General features: G+C 40.2%; 12 protein-coding genes and 1 pseudogene. 6 read left to right on the top strand and 7 right to left on the bottom strand.

Going from position 1 to position 17,379, the window contains the following annotated elements:
- The first annotated feature begins 549 nt into the window (after nt 1–549).
- The 4 genes from PG915_RS05695 to PG915_RS05680 all read left to right on the top strand — a co-directional run bounded on the left by PG915_RS05695 (nt 550) and on the right by PG915_RS05680 (nt 5,196).
- Entirely contained in the window at nt 550–2,253 is a 1,704-nt protein-coding gene (locus tag PG915_RS05695) for a site-specific integrase (protein ID WP_353498239.1), read from the top strand.
- A 133-nt stretch (nt 2,254–2,386) separates the two neighbouring features.
- The gene (locus PG915_RS05690; protein ID WP_353498238.1) at nt 2,387–3,025 is read left to right on the top strand and encodes a recombinase family protein; all 639 of its coding nucleotides are present in this window, start codon (nt 2,387–2,389) and stop codon (nt 3,023–3,025) included.
- A 558-nt stretch (nt 3,026–3,583) separates the two neighbouring features.
- A complete protein-coding gene (locus PG915_RS05685; RefSeq protein WP_353498237.1) occupies nt 3,584–4,504 on the top strand; it encodes a DUF2971 domain-containing protein in 921 nt (306 codons plus the stop codon).
- A gap of 164 nt (nt 4,505–4,668) precedes the next feature.
- The gene (locus PG915_RS05680; RefSeq protein WP_353498236.1) at nt 4,669–5,196 is read left to right on the top strand and encodes a hypothetical protein; all 528 of its coding nucleotides are present in this window, start codon (nt 4,669–4,671) and stop codon (nt 5,194–5,196) included.
- A 33-nt stretch (nt 5,197–5,229) separates the two neighbouring features.
- Here PG915_RS05680 and PG915_RS05675 read toward each other — a convergent pair.
- Nucleotides 5,230–5,625, bottom strand: a pseudogene (locus tag PG915_RS05675) (transposase); the annotation flags it as partial.
- Nucleotides 5,626–5,733: 108 nt separating this feature from the next.
- Between PG915_RS05675 and PG915_RS05670 the strand changes: the two are divergent.
- Nucleotides 5,734–7,443 carry an ATP-dependent nuclease gene (locus PG915_RS05670; RefSeq protein ID WP_353498235.1) on the top strand — a complete coding sequence of 570 codons (1,710 nt, stop codon included), beginning with the start codon at nt 5,734–5,736 and terminating at the stop codon, nt 7,441–7,443.
- Between the two features lie 9 nt (nt 7,444–7,452).
- Nucleotides 7,453–8,868, top strand: a complete 1,416-nt coding sequence (locus PG915_RS05665; RefSeq protein WP_353498234.1) for a UvrD-helicase domain-containing protein — start codon at nt 7,453–7,455, stop codon at nt 8,866–8,868.
- Nucleotides 8,869–9,023: 155 nt separating this feature from the next.
- Here PG915_RS05665 and PG915_RS05660 read toward each other — a convergent pair whose 3' ends face one another.
- From PG915_RS05660 to PG915_RS05635, 6 genes are all read right to left on the bottom strand, one after another.
- The gene (locus PG915_RS05660; protein ID WP_353498233.1) at nt 9,024–10,898 is read right to left on the bottom strand and encodes a site-specific integrase; all 1,875 of its coding nucleotides are present in this window, start codon (nt 10,896–10,898) and stop codon (nt 9,024–9,026) included.
- 490 nt (nt 10,899–11,388) lie between these two features.
- Nucleotides 11,389–13,077: an ATP-dependent nuclease gene (locus PG915_RS05655; RefSeq protein ID WP_353498232.1), complete on the bottom strand. Its 1,689-nt coding sequence runs from the start codon at nt 13,075–13,077 to the stop codon at nt 11,389–11,391.
- Between the two features lie 553 nt (nt 13,078–13,630).
- Nucleotides 13,631–14,014, bottom strand: a complete 384-nt coding sequence (locus PG915_RS05650) for a hypothetical protein (RefSeq protein WP_353498231.1) — start codon at nt 14,012–14,014, stop codon at nt 13,631–13,633.
- A gap of 109 nt (nt 14,015–14,123) precedes the next feature.
- Nucleotides 14,124–14,426, bottom strand: coding sequence for a hypothetical protein (locus PG915_RS05645; RefSeq protein ID WP_353498230.1), 303 nt, complete (start codon nt 14,424–14,426; stop codon nt 14,124–14,126).
- A gap of 379 nt (nt 14,427–14,805) precedes the next feature.
- Nucleotides 14,806–15,576 carry a hypothetical protein gene (locus PG915_RS05640; protein WP_038229868.1) on the bottom strand — a complete coding sequence of 257 codons (771 nt, stop codon included), beginning with the start codon at nt 15,574–15,576 and terminating at the stop codon, nt 14,806–14,808.
- A 146-nt stretch (nt 15,577–15,722) separates the two neighbouring features.
- On the bottom strand, nt 15,723–17,225 hold the full coding sequence (locus PG915_RS05635; protein ID WP_353498229.1) for a DNA/RNA helicase domain-containing protein: 1,503 nt from the start codon (nt 17,223–17,225) through the stop codon (nt 15,723–15,725).
- Nucleotides 17,226–17,379: the final 154 nt, after the last annotated feature.

The raw sequence follows: 17,379 nt of genomic DNA, 5'->3' as shown, positions 1-17,379 counted from the left end.
TTTTGAATAGCATGATCGTAAACGCCCAATGTTACCTGCGAAACAACTGGCAATATCGATTAAGCCAGCTGTTCCAAAGTTGTCACCAATTTTGGCAGCACCGAATATAGATTGAATCTAATCCAATCGGTCGTACTAAGAAAAAGAGAAAGCATAATTCTAGAACAGTTGTGCTTGATAATTACCTATGCCCTCTCAAATCGATGTGATATTGGTCTTTAACAGCCGGTTTTGGGGCATTCCTGTGTTTATCACTACACCGACACTTCTGCTGCTTCGAAACGTCCATACTAGTCAACTAACAAACCCTACTTTCACCTCCGAACCAGGAGCGGGCAATAGTTAACACCCTAGTGATTCTATATTCTCTGGAGCTATCTCGCAGAATGCTCGCACACTAATCCCCCTCACACTTCCCTACGATATCTTTCGGCTTGAGTTTCCCTGACCTAGGCATGTGAACAAGGAATTGTTCAATGCTGGTTAGATTATAGATTGACACTTGCGTACCCAACTGGGCTGCAAAACAATGACTTGGAGAGGTAATTAATGGTCGTTGGCGTTATAGAGCACAACAAGAGCGAATCAAAGATAGAAGCTTCAGATTTAATGTCGGACTTATCGTCCATTCAGACACAGATCATAATGCTGGCTAATCAAGATTCGAGCGACGTTCTTCATGCATATAGTAAGCTGAGTGAGTCAAGTGAGGTGCATGATATGCTCAAAGAGTGTACTAAACGCCGTACCCCAGAGCCAAGTATTGGGATTTCAAACTTAGCCGGTTTCAAAACGCTACAGTTCATCCATGATTTATACCCAGAGCAAGAGTCTCCGTTAGTTCGAGCTTTAAAACGAATGGAGATGATTCAGCATAGCTACCCCAACTTAGGAGATACTACACACGATACAATTTTGTGTTATTTAGAAGACCACTACAAGCTAATGCTGCAAGCTCGTCACGCTATCGAGACTACTCAATACGAGAAAATCAATCTTGTTGTAGCATCCATGCTTAATAACCCTCTCTCACAATCAGCTCAAAGTACACAGATCCCAACTGTAGAAGGCGAACATATCCATGAACTGGAAACCGTTAAGCACACGTCTCAGAGCAGTACCACGCCATTAATAGATTACAACGTTGATGCTAACGACATTAAAGCTCTCTGTGAAAAATATTTAAGGAGAAAAAACAACGACATAAGACTTAAAAAAGATAAGGATGGTAACTCTATTGAAGCGCTATCGACAATTAGGATGTGTTTGTTAGTTCATGAGCTAATAGGCAAGTTTGATGTAACTAGTTTGACTGTAGACGATGGAGATTTAGCTTTGGAAAAGCTAAGAATGCTACCTAAAATTCGAAGTTCAAAGCATGACGAGGAGGTATTCCGTCCGTACCCTGTTTCCGAGTGGATAAAAATCAATGAAAATGTGGGAAGAGAAGTTATCTCGGAAAGCACTGTTGGCCGTTATTTAGAAAAGGCGGCTACTATCTACAAGTGGATAGATAAACACATAGTCAAAACACAAAGCCCTTTCAGTGGATTAGGAACGAAAAAGGAGAACTACTATGAATGTGATGACGTAAACCCCTTTGAGAAAAAGGATCTACTGACTATTTTCTCTCAGCCTATTTTTACATCACATACGATAAAGCGACACAAAACAAAGAAAATTTATAACTACAGTCAGTTCTGGCTGCCGCTTATTGCGCTACTTTCAGGTATGCGCCCAAATGAAATAGCGCAACTAAAAGCGAAGAACATTCATTGCAAACATGGAATTTTGCATTTTGCTCTATCAAACTCAGATGAAGATCAATCGTTGAAAAATAGAAGAGCTAAGCGTTTAGTACCAGTGCATTCAACACTATTGTCACTAGGGTTCGAAAAGTATCTTCAACGTTTTCATTCAGATGATCTACTCTTTCCTGAACTAACGTATAGCAAAAAAGGCGGTTATTATAAAAATCATGGCGAGTGGTTTAGTCGATACTTCTCTAAGCTAATTAATCTCTCAGCAGAGAAGAAAAGATTTTCTAGCTTCCGACACAATTTTATCAACCATTTTAAACAGTCTGGTGTACTCGCTGCGGTGCCCGCTGCTTTGGTTGGGCACGAAAACGGCACAATTACGTATGACCGTTACGGTAGCAAAGCTGAACTTGAGAAACTCAAGGAGGCTGTCGAAACAATCAAATTTGATCACTACCTTGAACAAGTAAAGCCATTCGAGTGGCTAGAGTAACCCACTTCAAGGAAACTAGTTCATATAAGTCTACCCTAGTTCACCATGAACCCATCGCGTTCATATAGGTTGCTAGGGTAGCTAAATGAACCATAGTGCTTAAAGGTATCTAAAAGACTCATTAAGGGTAGTGATGAAAATTAGAGCTTACTTAAGAGCATCGACTAGCGAACAGAATGCTGAGCGAGCTAAAGAATATGTGCGCAACTTTGCAGAATCACAAGGCCACGTTATCGAACAATTTTACGTAGAACAGGCTAGTGGTCGAATTTACGAAAGACCTGAACTCAACCGGCTAATTGAAGACTCTTTCGCAGGTGACGTTCTTCTAGTGGAGCAAGTCGATCGTTTAACACGAATGAAAACTGAAGATTGGGAAAAGCTTAAAGATAAATTGAAATTCAATGGGTTGAGAGTGGTCGCAATTGACTTACCAACGAGTTATCAAATATTAACTCCGTCAGTAGACCAATTAACCAGCGAAGTGATGAGCGCCGTCCTGAAAGGGATAAATAACTTGATGCTCGATGTTCTTGCAGCAATGGCCTCAAAAGACTACATCGACCGACGTAGGCGACAAGCTGAAGGCATAGCTCAGAACAAGGCGAACTTTAAGGGTAAACAACAAGTTCAAGAAACAGTGGACAAGTGTTTAGAAGTAGACAAGTACATTGAGGTAAACCAACTATCACAAGTTAAAGCATGCGAACTCGCTGGCGTTTCAATCTCAACTTGGAGACGATTTAAAAACCGTTCCGCATCTTCTTCATAGACCGCATCTAAAATCAAGCATGCTGACTAGCGCTGACATAGTGTGAGTGATGCTCGTAGCTTGCCAGCATGCTTGACCTATCGTAAGCAAAACAAACAGTATTGAGAAAGTCTTGGGATCTCAATTTGGATAAAGATGGAATTGGGAAACAAGCTGTTTCGCATTCTAGTTCATTTACAGATATTGCATCGGCGCTGCTGTTAGCAAGTCCAATACCGCATGGTAACGTAATAATCGCCCTCTTTCTGAAACGCTGGCGAAGAACCTTGGTAGTCGGCGCTTCATAACTCATAATTGCCCCAAACCTTCACAGAACCTGCAAACGGAACACCTGAGCAGTACACCAATAAAACAAGTTAATCTAATCCGTGCTTTGTTCTGTTCTACGGGTTTTTAAGTAGTTCGCCCCCATAACTCTAGATCTAGTCACATAACAAGTTGATACCAGTTGAGTTTCATAATGGACGCCAGCAATATAGACGGAATGCAAATACGGAAGAAATCCGTCTAAAAAGCGTCAGTTTTCTGAGTACTTAGTGAGGTTAATAGGTAGCGTTTATGAGCAAGATATACAAATACTTTGGAAGTTCAGTTTTTGAGTTGGTTTTTGATAAAGAAGGTTTTTGTGGTGTTAAATGTTCTTTGCCTAAGGACTACAATGACCCTTACGAGTTATTCCTAGCAATGGATTTGAATATTCCAACTGAATATTTAGCGTTCTATAGTGACGTCATTCAGGAGATGCCTCAGTTTCCTACCTCATGCTTTTCCAAGTCCCCTATTGTATCTCCGATGTGGGCTCACTATGCTAATAATCATACAGGTTTCGCAATTGAGTTTGATTTAGAAAAACTCCAACAACATTTTGACGGAAATCCGTTTTGGGACGTCGACTATCGTGAAGGTCCTCATAAATCGCTTGGGGACATTGTTCAGCGAGCTGCAGAACTAAAAAAACCACGATACACATATGACCTCCAGCGTTTTGCCTTTTCCGAAGCATACTTTTCTAAATACGCTCAATGGAGCTATGAAGAAGAGTTAAGATTTGTGGATACAACAGGTGTTATCGAGAAAGTGGCTGGTAACGATATATTGTATATTCCAATGGACTGCTTAGTATCAGTTATTATAGGTCCTAAATCTGATGAAAATTTGATTACTTTAAGTCAAGAAGCGGTAGAAGAATGGGGGCTTGATTGGTATCAACTGGTCATTGGTAAAAGCCATCCTCAGCCGTATTTCAGATCATATGACGGGACTATATGCACTTTTAAGGATGGAGACATTCTTGCCCATGACGAACTATGTGATAATTGTGAAGAGCCAGTTAGTGGTGGTAATGAAATGTGTCCTTGGTGCAGCATTACGGAAGCTCATGAGATTGATGCAGCAGCAGGTAATCCATTCCGGTTATTAAGTGAAGCAGGGCAGCTCGAAGATTATATGCGTTCAATGGATGCAATACACCGAGAGTAAGAAAACTTACAAAGCATTTAAGAGTGATTCGCAACGCTTGGCACTTTTTGTGCCATCGTTGGGTTTTGTGTTTATGGTGGTTTGTTTAAGTTTCGTGGTAGCGTTGCTCACACGTTAATGCGGCGTATATGCTTCCTGTGTAAAGATATAAAAACGGAGTTTTCATGATTGATTCATTGCTGAAATATGCTCCACTAATTTCTGCATTTATGCCGCTATTAGTGATCGTTTTGACAGGCTTTTGGGTTCATAAACGTTTGGAGAAGATAAAGAGTCGCCTGCAACTTGATCATGCGATTATCGAAAAACGTGCGGCGATATACGCTTCGGTACAAGATGAAATTAATACTATATATTCATACATACTTCGAGTGGGTGATTGGAAAGAGTACACACCTACAGACATCTTAGAGTGCAAACGAAAAGTGGATAAGACTTTTCATTCAACACAGCCCTATTGGTCTAAGGAAGCTTTTGAAGCATATCAACAGTTTATCAAGGTGTCTTTTAAGGCATATCGAGGTCATGGTAAAGACGCTGGTATTATCGCTAAAGTTGAACGCTATCAACGGCTTGATAATTGGAAGCCTAGTTTTTTTGAATCATTTGAAAGTGGTTATGACAAAGAAAGATTGATTGCAGCAAATCAATCACTAATGAGTTCTTTGTCCAAAGATTTTGGTATCAATTAGCACGCATATTGCAAACGACTATGGCGTCAATAGCTAAATTTTGGCTATATTTTCATCCAACATGACGCCATCTCGTAACATTGAATTCAGTATTACAATCATCTTGCGAACGCAGGCAATGATAGCCAATTCATTGGGTTTCCCAGCTTCTAAAAGTCGTGAATAAGTGGTTTTGAAAACAGGGTTAAATTGCATGGCTGACATCATCGTCATGTATAAAACGGTTCGTACTTGCGCTCGACCGCCTTGGATTATGCGCTTACCTTTGTAGCGTCTACTTTCGCGTGTGATTGGAGCGACACCTATCAGTGACACCGCTTGTTTATTCGTGATGTAGCCAAGTTTTGGTACGTTGCCAATTATAGATTCCGCGACGATGTTTCCTATCCCTAGAACGTTCTGCAATATTGTGTTTTTAGTCTGGTATTCATGGCTATATAGAACGAAAGCATCGGTCTCAGCGGGGGAGCTTTGCGTTTTGATGCATATTAAGTTATGTTTCTGTAATTAAGAAAGAAATTTGAGCTGGGAAGTTTCATGTCGATTATTCGTCACATCGGTATACGTAATTTTAGAGGTATTCAATCTCTAGACTGGTATCCAACAGAAGGTGTCAATTGCATCATTGGTCCAGGTGACTCAGGAAAGTCTTCCATCCTTGATGCAATTGACTTTTGTCTAGGTGCTAGGCGAAATATCAGTTTTACAGATGCTGATTTTTATAACGCCAATGTTGATAATCGAATTGAAATTTATGTCACTTTAGGATGCTTAAATGACGAACTTCTAAGCATTGAGCGCTATGGTAGTTTCCTCCGTTCCTACAACCTTGCTACTCAGGAATTCTACGACGAACCTCAGGCAGGCGCGGAAACTGTTATTACAGTTAGTTTAGTCGTGGATAAAGGTTTAGACCCAGACTGGGGCTTATATTCGCATCGCGCTGCTCAGGAAGGACTAGAGAAGAGGCTTCCTTGGAGTCACAGGGAGCTAATATCACCCACCAGATTAGGGGAAGGGTCTTCGCGCCATTTTACGTGGGGGCGTAACTCACTTCTAAACAAGCTATTAGACGATAGATTTGATGTAAGTGAAGTACTCACCGAAGTTTCTCGCAATGCCAGACAAGCCTTTGCACAGCAAAATGTGGATGGGATTAACAATGCACTCGCAAGTGTTCAAGGTGTAGCATCTTCACTCGGCGTAAATTTAGGTGAGCTACAAGCTTTACTTGATGTGTCGAGTGTTTCAGTTTCGCATGGCGCAGTGAGCTTACATGATGCTAATGCAACGCCAGTTAGGCAAATGGGTACAGGCTCTACTAGATTGCTTTTAGCGGGAATTCAAAAATTGGTTTCCACCTCAAAACTGTTGATCATTGATGAGGTAGAGTTTGGCCTTGAGCCATTTAGAATCAGTCGTTTGTTAAAAGAAATCGGTGCAAAAGAACAGCAACCAATACAACAAGTATTTATCACAACACATTCCCCATTTGTTCTCCGAGAATTAAAATCGTCACAGCTACATATTCTGAGGAAGTTTTCAGTAGCCGGGCAACCTCAAATAAATCACCTTATGTATTCGATGAATGGTAGTGACGAGCATCAATCAACTTTGCGAGTATGTGCAGAGGCATTTTTGAGTAATAAAGTAATAGTCTGCGAAGGAAAAACAGAAATTGGACTTTTAAATGGTATTGATGCTGTTGAGCAAGTACAGGGGCAGCATAGCATCCAATCGCTTGGTGTTATGCACACAGATGGCGGCGGTAGTCATATGTTTAAGCGAGCTAAAGTCTTTAATGAGTTAGGTTACCCTGTTGCAATATTTAAAGATTCAGATATCAATGATCAGCAGGAAGCATCCATTAACGAAGCAATACAACTGGGCATACCTATGTTTGAATGGGGTGATAGCCAAGCTACTGAGCAGGCAATATTTAATAATTGCCACGTTAATCTAATTCCGCAATTGTTAAATATTGCAGTTGAGAGAAAAACTAATAACGCGGTAAATGCACACATTACAAATGCATCTGAAAATCAGTTTAACCTCTCAATTTGTACTCAGACTCCTCATGATGCTCACCGACTGTATCTTGGTCTAGCAGCAAAGAAAAAAGAATGGTTCAAAGACATTGAGCCTATGGGAAATGTTGCAGAAACAGTTCTTTGGCCCAACAAACTATCCATACAACCTGAATTTACTCAAGTGTTAGATAACCTTCTTGTGTGGGCACGACAATAGGGAATACAAGTGTCAGCAGAAATCATATTAGAAAATGAAATTGGAGCTATTGAAGCTCCAGCAGGATGCGGAAAAACTCAATTAATTGTTGAAGCTTTGGCTATTCCACCTGTTAAGCCATATCTGGTTTTAACCCACACAACTGCTGGCGTTGCAGCTCTTCGAAAGAGACTTACTAGGGCAAATGTTCCAGCAAAGAACTATGTATTGTCGACTATTGATGGCTGGTCGGTGAGAATAGCGAGTAGTTTTAGCCAAAATTGTCAAATAGCCTCACCCGTTGAAAACTCTCGAACGTATTACCCTGAGTTAAGAAATGCAGTAAGTCGCTACTTGGCTACTGGAAGTCTGCATGAAGTGATCAGAGCATCATACTCACGGCTGATTGTTGATGAATACCAAGACTGTAACCAAGAGCAACACAATATTGTTTGCTCTATTTCACAGTGTATCCCAACTACAGTCTTAGGGGATCCTATGCAGTTGATTTTCAATTTTCGAGGTACACAGATTCCCAGTTGGCAAGCAGAGGTCTTAAGTTATTTCCCGTTGCTAACCGAATTGAATACACCTTGGCGCTGGATAAATGCACAAAACCAAGAACTGGGTGAGTGGGTGTTGGAATGCCGTAGGAGGTTGGTAGCCGGAAACAATATTGATTTAACACATAGCCCTAACTCAGTATCGCATATTCAACTGAGTCAAAATCATCAAGAAAATATGCGTCTGAAAAGTACGGCACAATACCAGCTTAGAAACGCTTATCCCCAAGATTCTTTACTTGTTATTGGTAACTCAATCAACGCAAGTTCACGACATTTATATGCGAGCCAAAATAACGGGATTGATGTGGTTGAGCCCGTTGACTTAAGAGATTTAGTTACTTTTTCTGAGCGACTAGACGTTGAACTGGGTGAGCAATTAGCGACTTGCGTAATCAGTATTTTTGGTTCACTGGCTACTGGAATGGGAAATTCACATTGGGTTCCAAGAATAAGGACAATATTAGCTGGTAGAAACAGGAACGCACCAAGTCTAACCGAAGCTGCAATAGTCGTATTTATTCAATCGAAAACAGCAGCTAACTTTCTGGCAATTATGAATGCTGTTGAAGCTGATGATAATATTAGAGTTTATCGACGTGCTGCATTCAGTGCATTAAAGAGTGCCATAAATAGCGTTGTTTGTGAGCCATCCTTGAGCTTCAAACAGGGCATGGAAAGAGCCAGAGAAAGTCTACGTCAACGAGGTGATACCCGTATTCCAAATTTGGCTATAGGCAGTACTTTATTGCTTAAAGGCTTGGAAGCAGATCACAGCTTAATCATTGATGTAAGTAACATGAATAGCCAAAATTTGTATGTTGCCTTATCAAGAGGCGCTAAAACCATATCTATTGCAAGCTCAGCTACAGCACTCCCATGAATGCTTTATTGCAGGTGTTAAGCTAACTCATTTTTGTCCAAAAATGAGCTGTTGAGTCCGCAAGACCGGTGTGAGCCCGCAAGACTGGCCACACCATCACGCTTGCACCAGGGTGTTCCACTTATAATTCTATCTCCAGAGGTACATTGGCCGCTCTACTTCAAAGGCTTCACCTTTTTAAGGACTTCATCAAATTTCACCGTCTCAATGTAGTTCCTCAAAGTAGCCAAATCTGCTTTACTGCCATAGGTATCGTAAGTGATGCTTCCATTCTTATGGCCAACAATCGAAGCGGGTACCGCTGCTATAGAGCCTCGCTGCTTGAACTGATCGATAAACGTATGGCGGAAACTGTAAAACCGCTTCCCTTCGCCAGTTAAGTCAATGTAGTTAGAAAAATATCTCTTGAACCACTCGCCAAACGATTTGTAATAGCCTTCCTTTTTGCTGTAGGACAGCTCAGGGAACAGCCGCTCTTCAGAAGCAAGTGGTTCAATGAATCGCTCAAAGCCCAACTCGATCAGTTTGCTGTGCACTGGCACTGCTCGTTGTGCGCGTTTGTTCTTTAGAGATTGGTCTTCATCTTGATTTGATAGCTGGAAGAACAGTATGTCGTCTCTGAGAACGCAATCCTTGCGTTTGAGCTGAGCAATCTCGTTAGGTCTCATTCCGCTGAGAAGCGCGATGAGAGGCATCCAGTATTGTGAATATTTGGGAATCCGCTTGGTGTAATGTCTTTTGATTTTATGTTCGGTGAAAATGGGTTGACTGAATATTTTTACAAGGTCGTTTTTGCTAAACGATGCAACATTGTCCTCTTCATCTAGCACTGGTCCACCGCTTTTAGATGCCAAACCGCAGAAGGGGTTGATAGATTGAACAGGAAAATTGTCTCGTATCCAACTGTAGATCGTTGAGGTTTTCTCAATGTATCTGCCCACTGTCGATTCTGAAATCACCTCAAGTCCGGCACCTTGATTGATTTTAACCCATTGATGCTTTGGAAAAGCATGGAAGCGTTTCTTGTTAATTTTAGAGTTGGAAACTTTAGGAAACGCTCGTAGCTGTGAGAGCGCATGATCTGCATGGGTGACGTTGATTTGAGTAATATCGTGAACCCCAATAAGCTCATGAACAAGAAGGCACATCTCAACCGTTTTCTGTGCTTCTAGCGCCACACCTTCACTATTTTTTCTTACCCCTAATTTGTTGTTTCGGTGTGTCTGGTATTGTTCGCAATACCACCGGATATCCACCTCACTCGCGCTCACTGCACCAGTGTTACCTTCTCTTTCATGCGCTTTCGAAGCAGTTATGTCAGCAGGGGTATCAACTGCAATGTTTTTTAATGGGGGATGTTGCTCAAACTCCTCGAAACATTCACCTGGAGCAGCTTCCGTTGAACTCTCGACAGCGTTTTGCCTTAGTGCTTTCAGTACTCTCGAAAATCGTGAAAAGTCGAAATATTCCAAACTGTTACGAGCTTCCAGCATTAATTTATAGTGACGAACAAGCATCTTTTGTGCTTTATTCTTGAAGGGTTCCTGACAGGTCAAACATTCGTCGGAAATCAGTGCCCACATTTGCTGGGCTCTTGTATCTGGTGATGTGGTGCTTGGATACAGCTTATGGATGCATTGTAGGTCTCTAAAAGCGGATAAGGAGAGGGTCTGCTTGTCCTTACCTGACATTAACCTTCGTAGTGCGCCTTGAAGCCTTGGCGAAGCTGAAATCCTTTTGTATGCGTCTACAGCTAGGAACATATCCACTTTCATTCTGGCAACCAGTTGGCAAGTGACAAGCTCTATTCCTTCACAAGACGACGGTCGATCTATCGCGTCTTCTACCCTGCAAATGACGTCAACAAGCCGTTTTTCAAGCTCTAGAGCTTTCGAACGAGCCTCTCTTGGCGTCACTTTACCCAACGAATATTTATATTCAAATTGACCATAAAAATAGTCACGAACACGCCGAGGAAATTGGAAACGGAAAGTCCAAGAATGATTACTAGATTGAGTGAGATAGCGCATAGCTCAGTACCTAAGTTCAGTACCAGTCGCGTTTTCTATGCTATTTGAAAGGTGTGGTGCGTTATAACTCGTTGATTACAAATTACTAAACGCTAGTGTCGTTAATACCATAAGGCGTCCAATCAAACACATTAAAATCAATAAGTTAGAATCAAGTTAAAACTATAAAATGTCCCAAATTAAAACCATAAAGCGTCCCAATTTTAAACGTACACGAAACTGAGCACCACACTGAAAGAAAGTTACATAATAAAGCCACTGCTGCTCTATTGCATTCGTTGCATTACCGATACCACAAAATCGATTGGTGATCACACTCAATCGCTTAGCAGTCAATCGTTTAGCTGTCTAAATCGTTTTTGGACAATTATGTGTTAGTAAATTGTTTAAATTGATCATCAATGAATTAATATAAGTATTGGAAAGCTTTTAGCTCAGTCACATTAAGGATTAAGCGCTGATTGCACAACGATAATCCCCACGTGTTAGACTAGCTCCCTATTAGAGACTCTAAGCATTCTACTAATGCATCAATCGAGTTTCGTTTATGCGCATTTAAAGCATCATTAGGCGCTTTCTTAACCGCATTCGCAACTACGTATTTTACGTCCGATTCGACTTTGTCATTCCAAGGCTTACCATTAGTAAGAAAAACTTTTCTTACCCTATCTGACCACTTTTGGTTTCCCTTGAAAGCATTTGTTGTTAAATCAACTCCAAATTCATCCAAAACAGCTTTAGCATAAGAGCTGACATTCAGGCAATCCTCAAACTCTGAGTTGGGTGAGCCATTACATGTAATAAAGGTGTTACTTTTAATAGATATTAGCTTTTCATTTTCCGCTTTTTCGAAAGCTTCTCTTCCTGCATCATCGTTATCAAGTAAGCAATGATAAACACAAAGTGAATTACTTAATAAGGTTAATTTGTAGGGTAAGTTACCTGCACCACCGATCTGCTCAATTACAAGTAAGTTACTTTTGATACTTTTACCAATTACGTCACTAAGTGTGGGCAAAATGGCTTTCAGAGCAATAACATCGTCCTCACCTTCTACGACCAAAACATAACTAGCATTAGTCAAATTATCAGAAGCTTTAATACCTAGAATATCTCTTATTTGCTTGGTGCTTTTTGCTGGTGTCGCTTTTCCTGAATCAACTATGATGTTGGATTTGATCTCATTTCTATCAACAAATAATGGATTATGCGTCGTTAACACAACTTGGTTATTGTTCCCTAATGACGTAACAACGGAATTTAGTTGATGTATTGCCGCTGGGTGCAAGTGAGACTCAGGTTCTTCAATCGCGATTATTGATGCCCCTGTAGTAGAAGCTCGATCTTTGAGCAAGCCTAAAGCCGCTAGACTCTTAACTCCGTCCCCCTTATAAGCTAGACTCGTTGGGGTTCCATCATCAACAATAATTTCAAAATCGCTACGTAGGGAAACTCTCCGAGCATCTTCAGGGATTTCAATAGTCACATCTTTAACTGATGGCAAGAACTCTTGAAGAGGAAGTTTTATTTTATTTCCTAGCTCTTTCAAAACAGGTTCTTGGATTTTCCGTATAGTGTCAAGTGCATTCTTATAAGCTTCCTGTTTTTCTAACATGCGCATCTCTCTAGATAGCATCTTTCGTACAACATCCATAGCTTCAGCATCTGTTCGTACGGCTGGAATGTAGTTAAAAACGATATTTCTAGCTATGAAATCAGCAATTTTAGAAGACTTGGAGTTTAGCGTTTTACCACCTTTACCTCTTTTTTCTACAACACGAATATTTGGCTCATCATCTTTACCAATTTTTATTTCTAAACACAAAGAACCATTAATTTTTGAGTTCACACTTTCTCTAAACAAATCAATATCTTCATCATTTAAAGTAAATTCCAGTTTGAATATGGTCTGTAGTCCCGACTTCCTGCCTTGAAGGCTAATCGGAAAATCTCTACTCCAGCAATAGCTTTCATCTCTACTACGAGCAAATGGTACGCGCCCAATTCTTGCCTTGATCGCATGGGTCTGCAATATTGTCATGGCAGTATCCAAGCCCTTTAGGATGTTTGACTTTCCTTCATTGTTTCGACCGATAAGAACAGTTGTCTCATGAAGGGAAATCTTATGAGCTGCGGTAATGCTTCGAAAGTTTGTAACTGAAAAATAAATAAGCTGCATATGTTAGTTAATATCCCGATGTCCGTTGAGAGAAGCAATAATTATTGGATGGTTACTTGGGCATGATTTTGTTTCTGTGCCACATAACTTCTAGATAAAATTGTTCTCTTGAAACTATTGATACATAGAGAAAATACTTTATCACTTTAGCCAGATTGCCACCAGTGGCACTGCACGTAAGTTAGTATTGAGCATTAGAAAATCTAGCCCAACTCGGACTAGCATGGAGTTTACAAAAATCTATACTTAAAACGTAATGGGGCAAAAGTGTGCCAGAGCCTCAACCAGCAAGCCTCTGGACAGAAACGTGTTAGTGAGTTTGCTAAATTAGAGAGCCATGAATTAACTCAGGTATGCCTAAGCTTATTTTTTATGGAGCCAATAGAGAAATAACTCACCATGAAAAAGTGGCCAAATTCACCTTTCTACTACATATCTATTCACTGCCCCCTTAAAAAAACTATTCACCTAAATGAAGGTTAACTGGGTGCATAAGGGCATAAGGGCATAAGGGCATAAGGGCATAAGGGCATAAGGGCATAAGGGCATAAAATTATGCTATATGGGTACGAACTGTGTACAGTCTTCTTTTGAACTGTTCTTCACTCACCTCTTTGTAAGTTGACGATAGCGTAATCGCCCCATCCATTGCTTTAGGTTGCAAATTATCGAGCATCTCTTTAGCCAGTCGGCGTTCTTCTTTACTCGCTAGGTAAATGGTGTTCCCGAATTGGTTCTGCAAATAATCTATCGTGATCCCTGTTGCTCGGCAGAACGAAGGAAGTATCTTCTTGTCGCCGAATTTTATTAACACTTTAGCAATAGCATACCTTAACTGATCTAGCTCTTCACGAGTAAATCTTGATGAGTCAGATATGACAATTTTCAACCCGCGAAGAGTACTCTTTGGCTTGCTTTTTTTTGCTACTTCCTTCATCGCTTTTCGTTTAGTAGGTCTGTTGATCCCCATCCCAATCCTCTCTTAACTATACAGTCTTCAATATTTTCCCAATTGTCGATTTTATACCTGCCGCATCAACCGCCATTTACTTATCGGCTTCCGCGAGAATCTCACACATGCGGTCGCCGCTAATTTTGCGCCAGCCCTCAGCCTTGTCGGACTTGATAAAGCAGTATGAAGTATGTGATACAGGAAACATGCACCACCCCCTACTGAACATCTCTGATGCCAATGCGGCCAAAAAGGAGCTGTCAACACAAGGGCGCTCAGCCATTGTAGAAACCCCTTTCACCGACATCTGAAACCTGTAGAAAGGCTGCTCATCAAACCTCTTCTCAATCGCTTCGATTAATCTCACGGACGTCTCTGGCGGGGTGTACATTGACATTACTTTAGCTCCTTATCGTTCAGCTTCTACCTTAAGGTAAATTACGAGGAATGGTCAAGCGAAAAAATTCCGAGATCGGAATACTTTAATGCAAGAAATTATGCATTCACTTAAATTCATACTATTTTACCATTGTCAATGTGAAATTTTTTTGCGTGTTAACAACCTGTGAGGCTTAGATCGGTTAAGCATGATAAGAAGACGTAAGGGAAACTAAGATGAACGAACTATGAACAAGCATTTACTCTAAGCAGGAATGGGGCACAAACGTGCCAGCGACGATCATGATGACACGCCTCTGGACAGAAACGCGTTAGTGCACATGCTCTAAAGTGCTTGCGTCAGGTTAGAAAAAGTATCTTGATACCATAGTCGTTTTTTATGAGCCAGACAGAAGGTCTAGTAGTGGTTCTGCTGCATTTTGTCCTTTTTCGTATAAACCTAGTAATGCATTAGCCATTTTGTCTGCTTCAGCTATACCTTTAGCTGCCGTTCTCAAGTTACCCCATACTTTAGCTACATTTGAAGCTTTTTCATGATCATTTTCAGCCCCGTCAGAGATATCATCGACTCTCGATGCTAGGTCAGTAAAGCCCTCAGAAAATGCTTTTTTTAAGGCTGCCCCACCGACGATTGGATAACTTTGAATAGCACTTTCAATGATATTGAGCTGACTCATCAAGAAATCGTACATACCAGATGAGATAGAGCTATTTTCGATATCCTGCCTTAAAGTCTGAATAGAACTTAAAATTGCCTCTAACTCTTCTTTATCTACAGGATCTTCGTCTTCTAGTATCTCACTACAGTATCCTAATGCTAAGATCGTATCCGTACTCAATTTATTTTTGTAATTATTCCATGAAGCTGAAACATTAGTTAATGAGATAGTACTTTTAACTCGGTCCAAATATGGCTGGTAAAGGTTGCTACTAAATGTTGTTTGTTTCATTAAGCGCTCAACCAGTTCTACTTCTTTTCGAACTAACATTAGTTTGTCATACACTTCATGTGGATCTCTTTTGACAAGCTCAGTATCAAGCCCAAAAACCTCACCCCATGCAACCGACATAGGAACATTATCTTTCTTAGTTTTCACCTGATTAACAAGATGCAAAACTCGCTTTGCTGGGTTATTTAAATTTTCCATAGTAATTCCTTTGTACCGATGGCTCATTACGCTTTATAGATAGGCCTTTTCCATCTTTACATCCCGTCTATGTTGATGCTATTTACTATGAAACTCAACCAGTATCAACTTGTTGTGTGAATCTACATAGCCTTCTCAACATACACTTAACCCAAGATCTTCATGCATCTTCCCAAGATCTCATCATTATCTATAACGATGAGTTTTAGCTTTTTCCTAGTTCGAGTGATGTTCTGGAAGAGCATTTTTACTGGGTTGTAATAGGCATAAGCACTATAGTCTAGGTTATCACTGTCATTGTAATGAAAGAACTTATCCAATACGATGACTACATTATCAAATTCCTGACCTATGATTTCATGAGATGTTTGACAATTACAATCTGAATATTTTTTGTGATGTTCTCTATTATATTGCGAAGGTGTAAACCTAACGACTACCCAATCTCCTTCTCTTAATGAAGATATATATTCACGAGCATCATCTATCTCACCATAGTATTCGAAATCAATGTCACCTGAATAGGTGAAATCTATATATCGCTTCTTATCGAAAAGACATTTTATGAAGTTAGAGATCTCTTTATTTGTCCTAATCTTTTCAGACAGCTTATGAGAAACCAATCCCTTTATCTTACTTATCTTCCCATGAATATTCGCTCTAGCTTCGGAATTTGACAGAGTTTGCAATTGATCATATGAAAAAACACAGTTAATTTTTTCAGCTTTCACTTCATCAACAATTTTTTCAAATTGTTTCTTGTAAACTCGTTGCGCTTCATCTACGAATATTGCGTCGTAATCCGAGAGCTTTCTGGAATCGAGGTGTCTAATCGATATGATATCCCACCCTGCATCGATAAGAGCCCGATGACCATCATTAAGTTGTCCACAATGAACAATGAGGGCAGAGTTACCATCAACATAGTCTTTCACAATGTCGTATGCTAACAGAGTCTTACCTGTACCAGCACTTCCAATCAGTGAAATAAAGCTTGTTTTATTCTTATCAAGCTCTTTCAATATTTGATTTTTAATGTTCTCTTGTTGACTTGTTAGGAAATAGTTTTCATTTAAGAACTTATCAGTAGAATTGAATGGTGACACCAAATAGTCAGACGGGTCAAACTCTTGGTCTAAATTTCTTATTTCTAGAGATTCCTGACCACCAAGAACTTCAGCTAACTCTTCAACCGAGCTTGCTTCTAGCTCGTCATCATCATTTAGAGTGAAGAACTCGCCAGTAGTAGAGACAAAAGTAACACTATATATTTCACGCTGTAAGTAACTCAAATAATATTTATTTCTTAGCAACTGCTTTTTAATTTTCTCTTCTGTACTTTCTCGTTTAAGCTCTATATTGACCACAAGGTCATCACTAAACCTAAGTAAATCAAATTCCTTCCCAATCTGTGGGATAGTATAACCAACGAAGAAATTATTTAGATGAATTGGGTTTTCTAGCTCACCCCAAACAGTTTCAACCAACTGTTTAAGATCCTCAATTTCGGCATCGTTGATACCGATTTTATGGAAAGTTACCAAATCATCAAAGACGTTATCATCCAGAGATGCTTTAGCTTGAACTAACGATAAGATGTTTATACTTTTCACTAAATGTCTGCCAATCAGTTGTAAACGTTTAAGCACATAATTTTCATGAAACAAGTGCCTTATGGCAAGCCACCTGCAAAAAATCTGAGATATAGGCAGTACTACTGTGAAAATAAAGTACGGTTAAGACAATCACGTACAACCTAACCACAGTTCAGGGCTATCTGTTTGTCGCAGATACCATTAACGA

It is taken from the genome of Vibrio sp. CB1-14, assembly GCF_040412085.2.
Classification (GTDB): domain Bacteria; phylum Pseudomonadota; class Gammaproteobacteria; order Enterobacterales; family Vibrionaceae; genus Vibrio; species Vibrio chaetopteri.
Note: the sequence above shows the minus strand (reverse complement) of the source record. Positions and strands in the feature narration are given on the sequence as shown.

Excerpts from the sequence above, each read along its gene's own strand:
- PG915_RS05695 (WP_353498239.1), top strand. The coding sequence starts at position 550 with ATGGTCGTTGGCGTTATAGAGCACAACAAGAGCGAATCAAAGATAGAA.
- PG915_RS05690 (WP_353498238.1), top strand. The coding sequence starts at position 2,387 with ATGAAAATTAGAGCTTACTTAAGAGCATCGACTAGCGAACAGAATGCT.
- PG915_RS05685 (WP_353498237.1), top strand. The coding sequence starts at position 3,584 with ATGAGCAAGATATACAAATACTTTGGAAGTTCAGTTTTTGAGTTGGTT.
- PG915_RS05680 (WP_353498236.1), top strand. The coding sequence starts at position 4,669 with ATGATTGATTCATTGCTGAAATATGCTCCACTAATTTCTGCATTTATG.
- PG915_RS05670 (WP_353498235.1), top strand. The coding sequence starts at position 5,734 with ATGTCGATTATTCGTCACATCGGTATACGTAATTTTAGAGGTATTCAA.
- PG915_RS05660 (WP_353498233.1), bottom strand. The coding sequence starts at position 10,898 with ATGCGCTATCTCACTCAATCTAGTAATCATTCTTGGACTTTCCGTTTC.
- PG915_RS05655 (WP_353498232.1), bottom strand. The coding sequence starts at position 13,077 with ATGCAGCTTATTTATTTTTCAGTTACAAACTTTCGAAGCATTACCGCA.
- PG915_RS05650 (WP_353498231.1), bottom strand. The coding sequence starts at position 14,014 with ATGAAGGAAGTAGCAAAAAAAAGCAAGCCAAAGAGTACTCTTCGCGGG.
- PG915_RS05645 (WP_353498230.1), bottom strand. The coding sequence starts at position 14,426 with ATGTCAATGTACACCCCGCCAGAGACGTCCGTGAGATTAATCGAAGCG.
- PG915_RS05640 (WP_038229868.1), bottom strand. The coding sequence starts at position 15,576 with ATGGAAAATTTAAATAACCCAGCAAAGCGAGTTTTGCATCTTGTTAAT.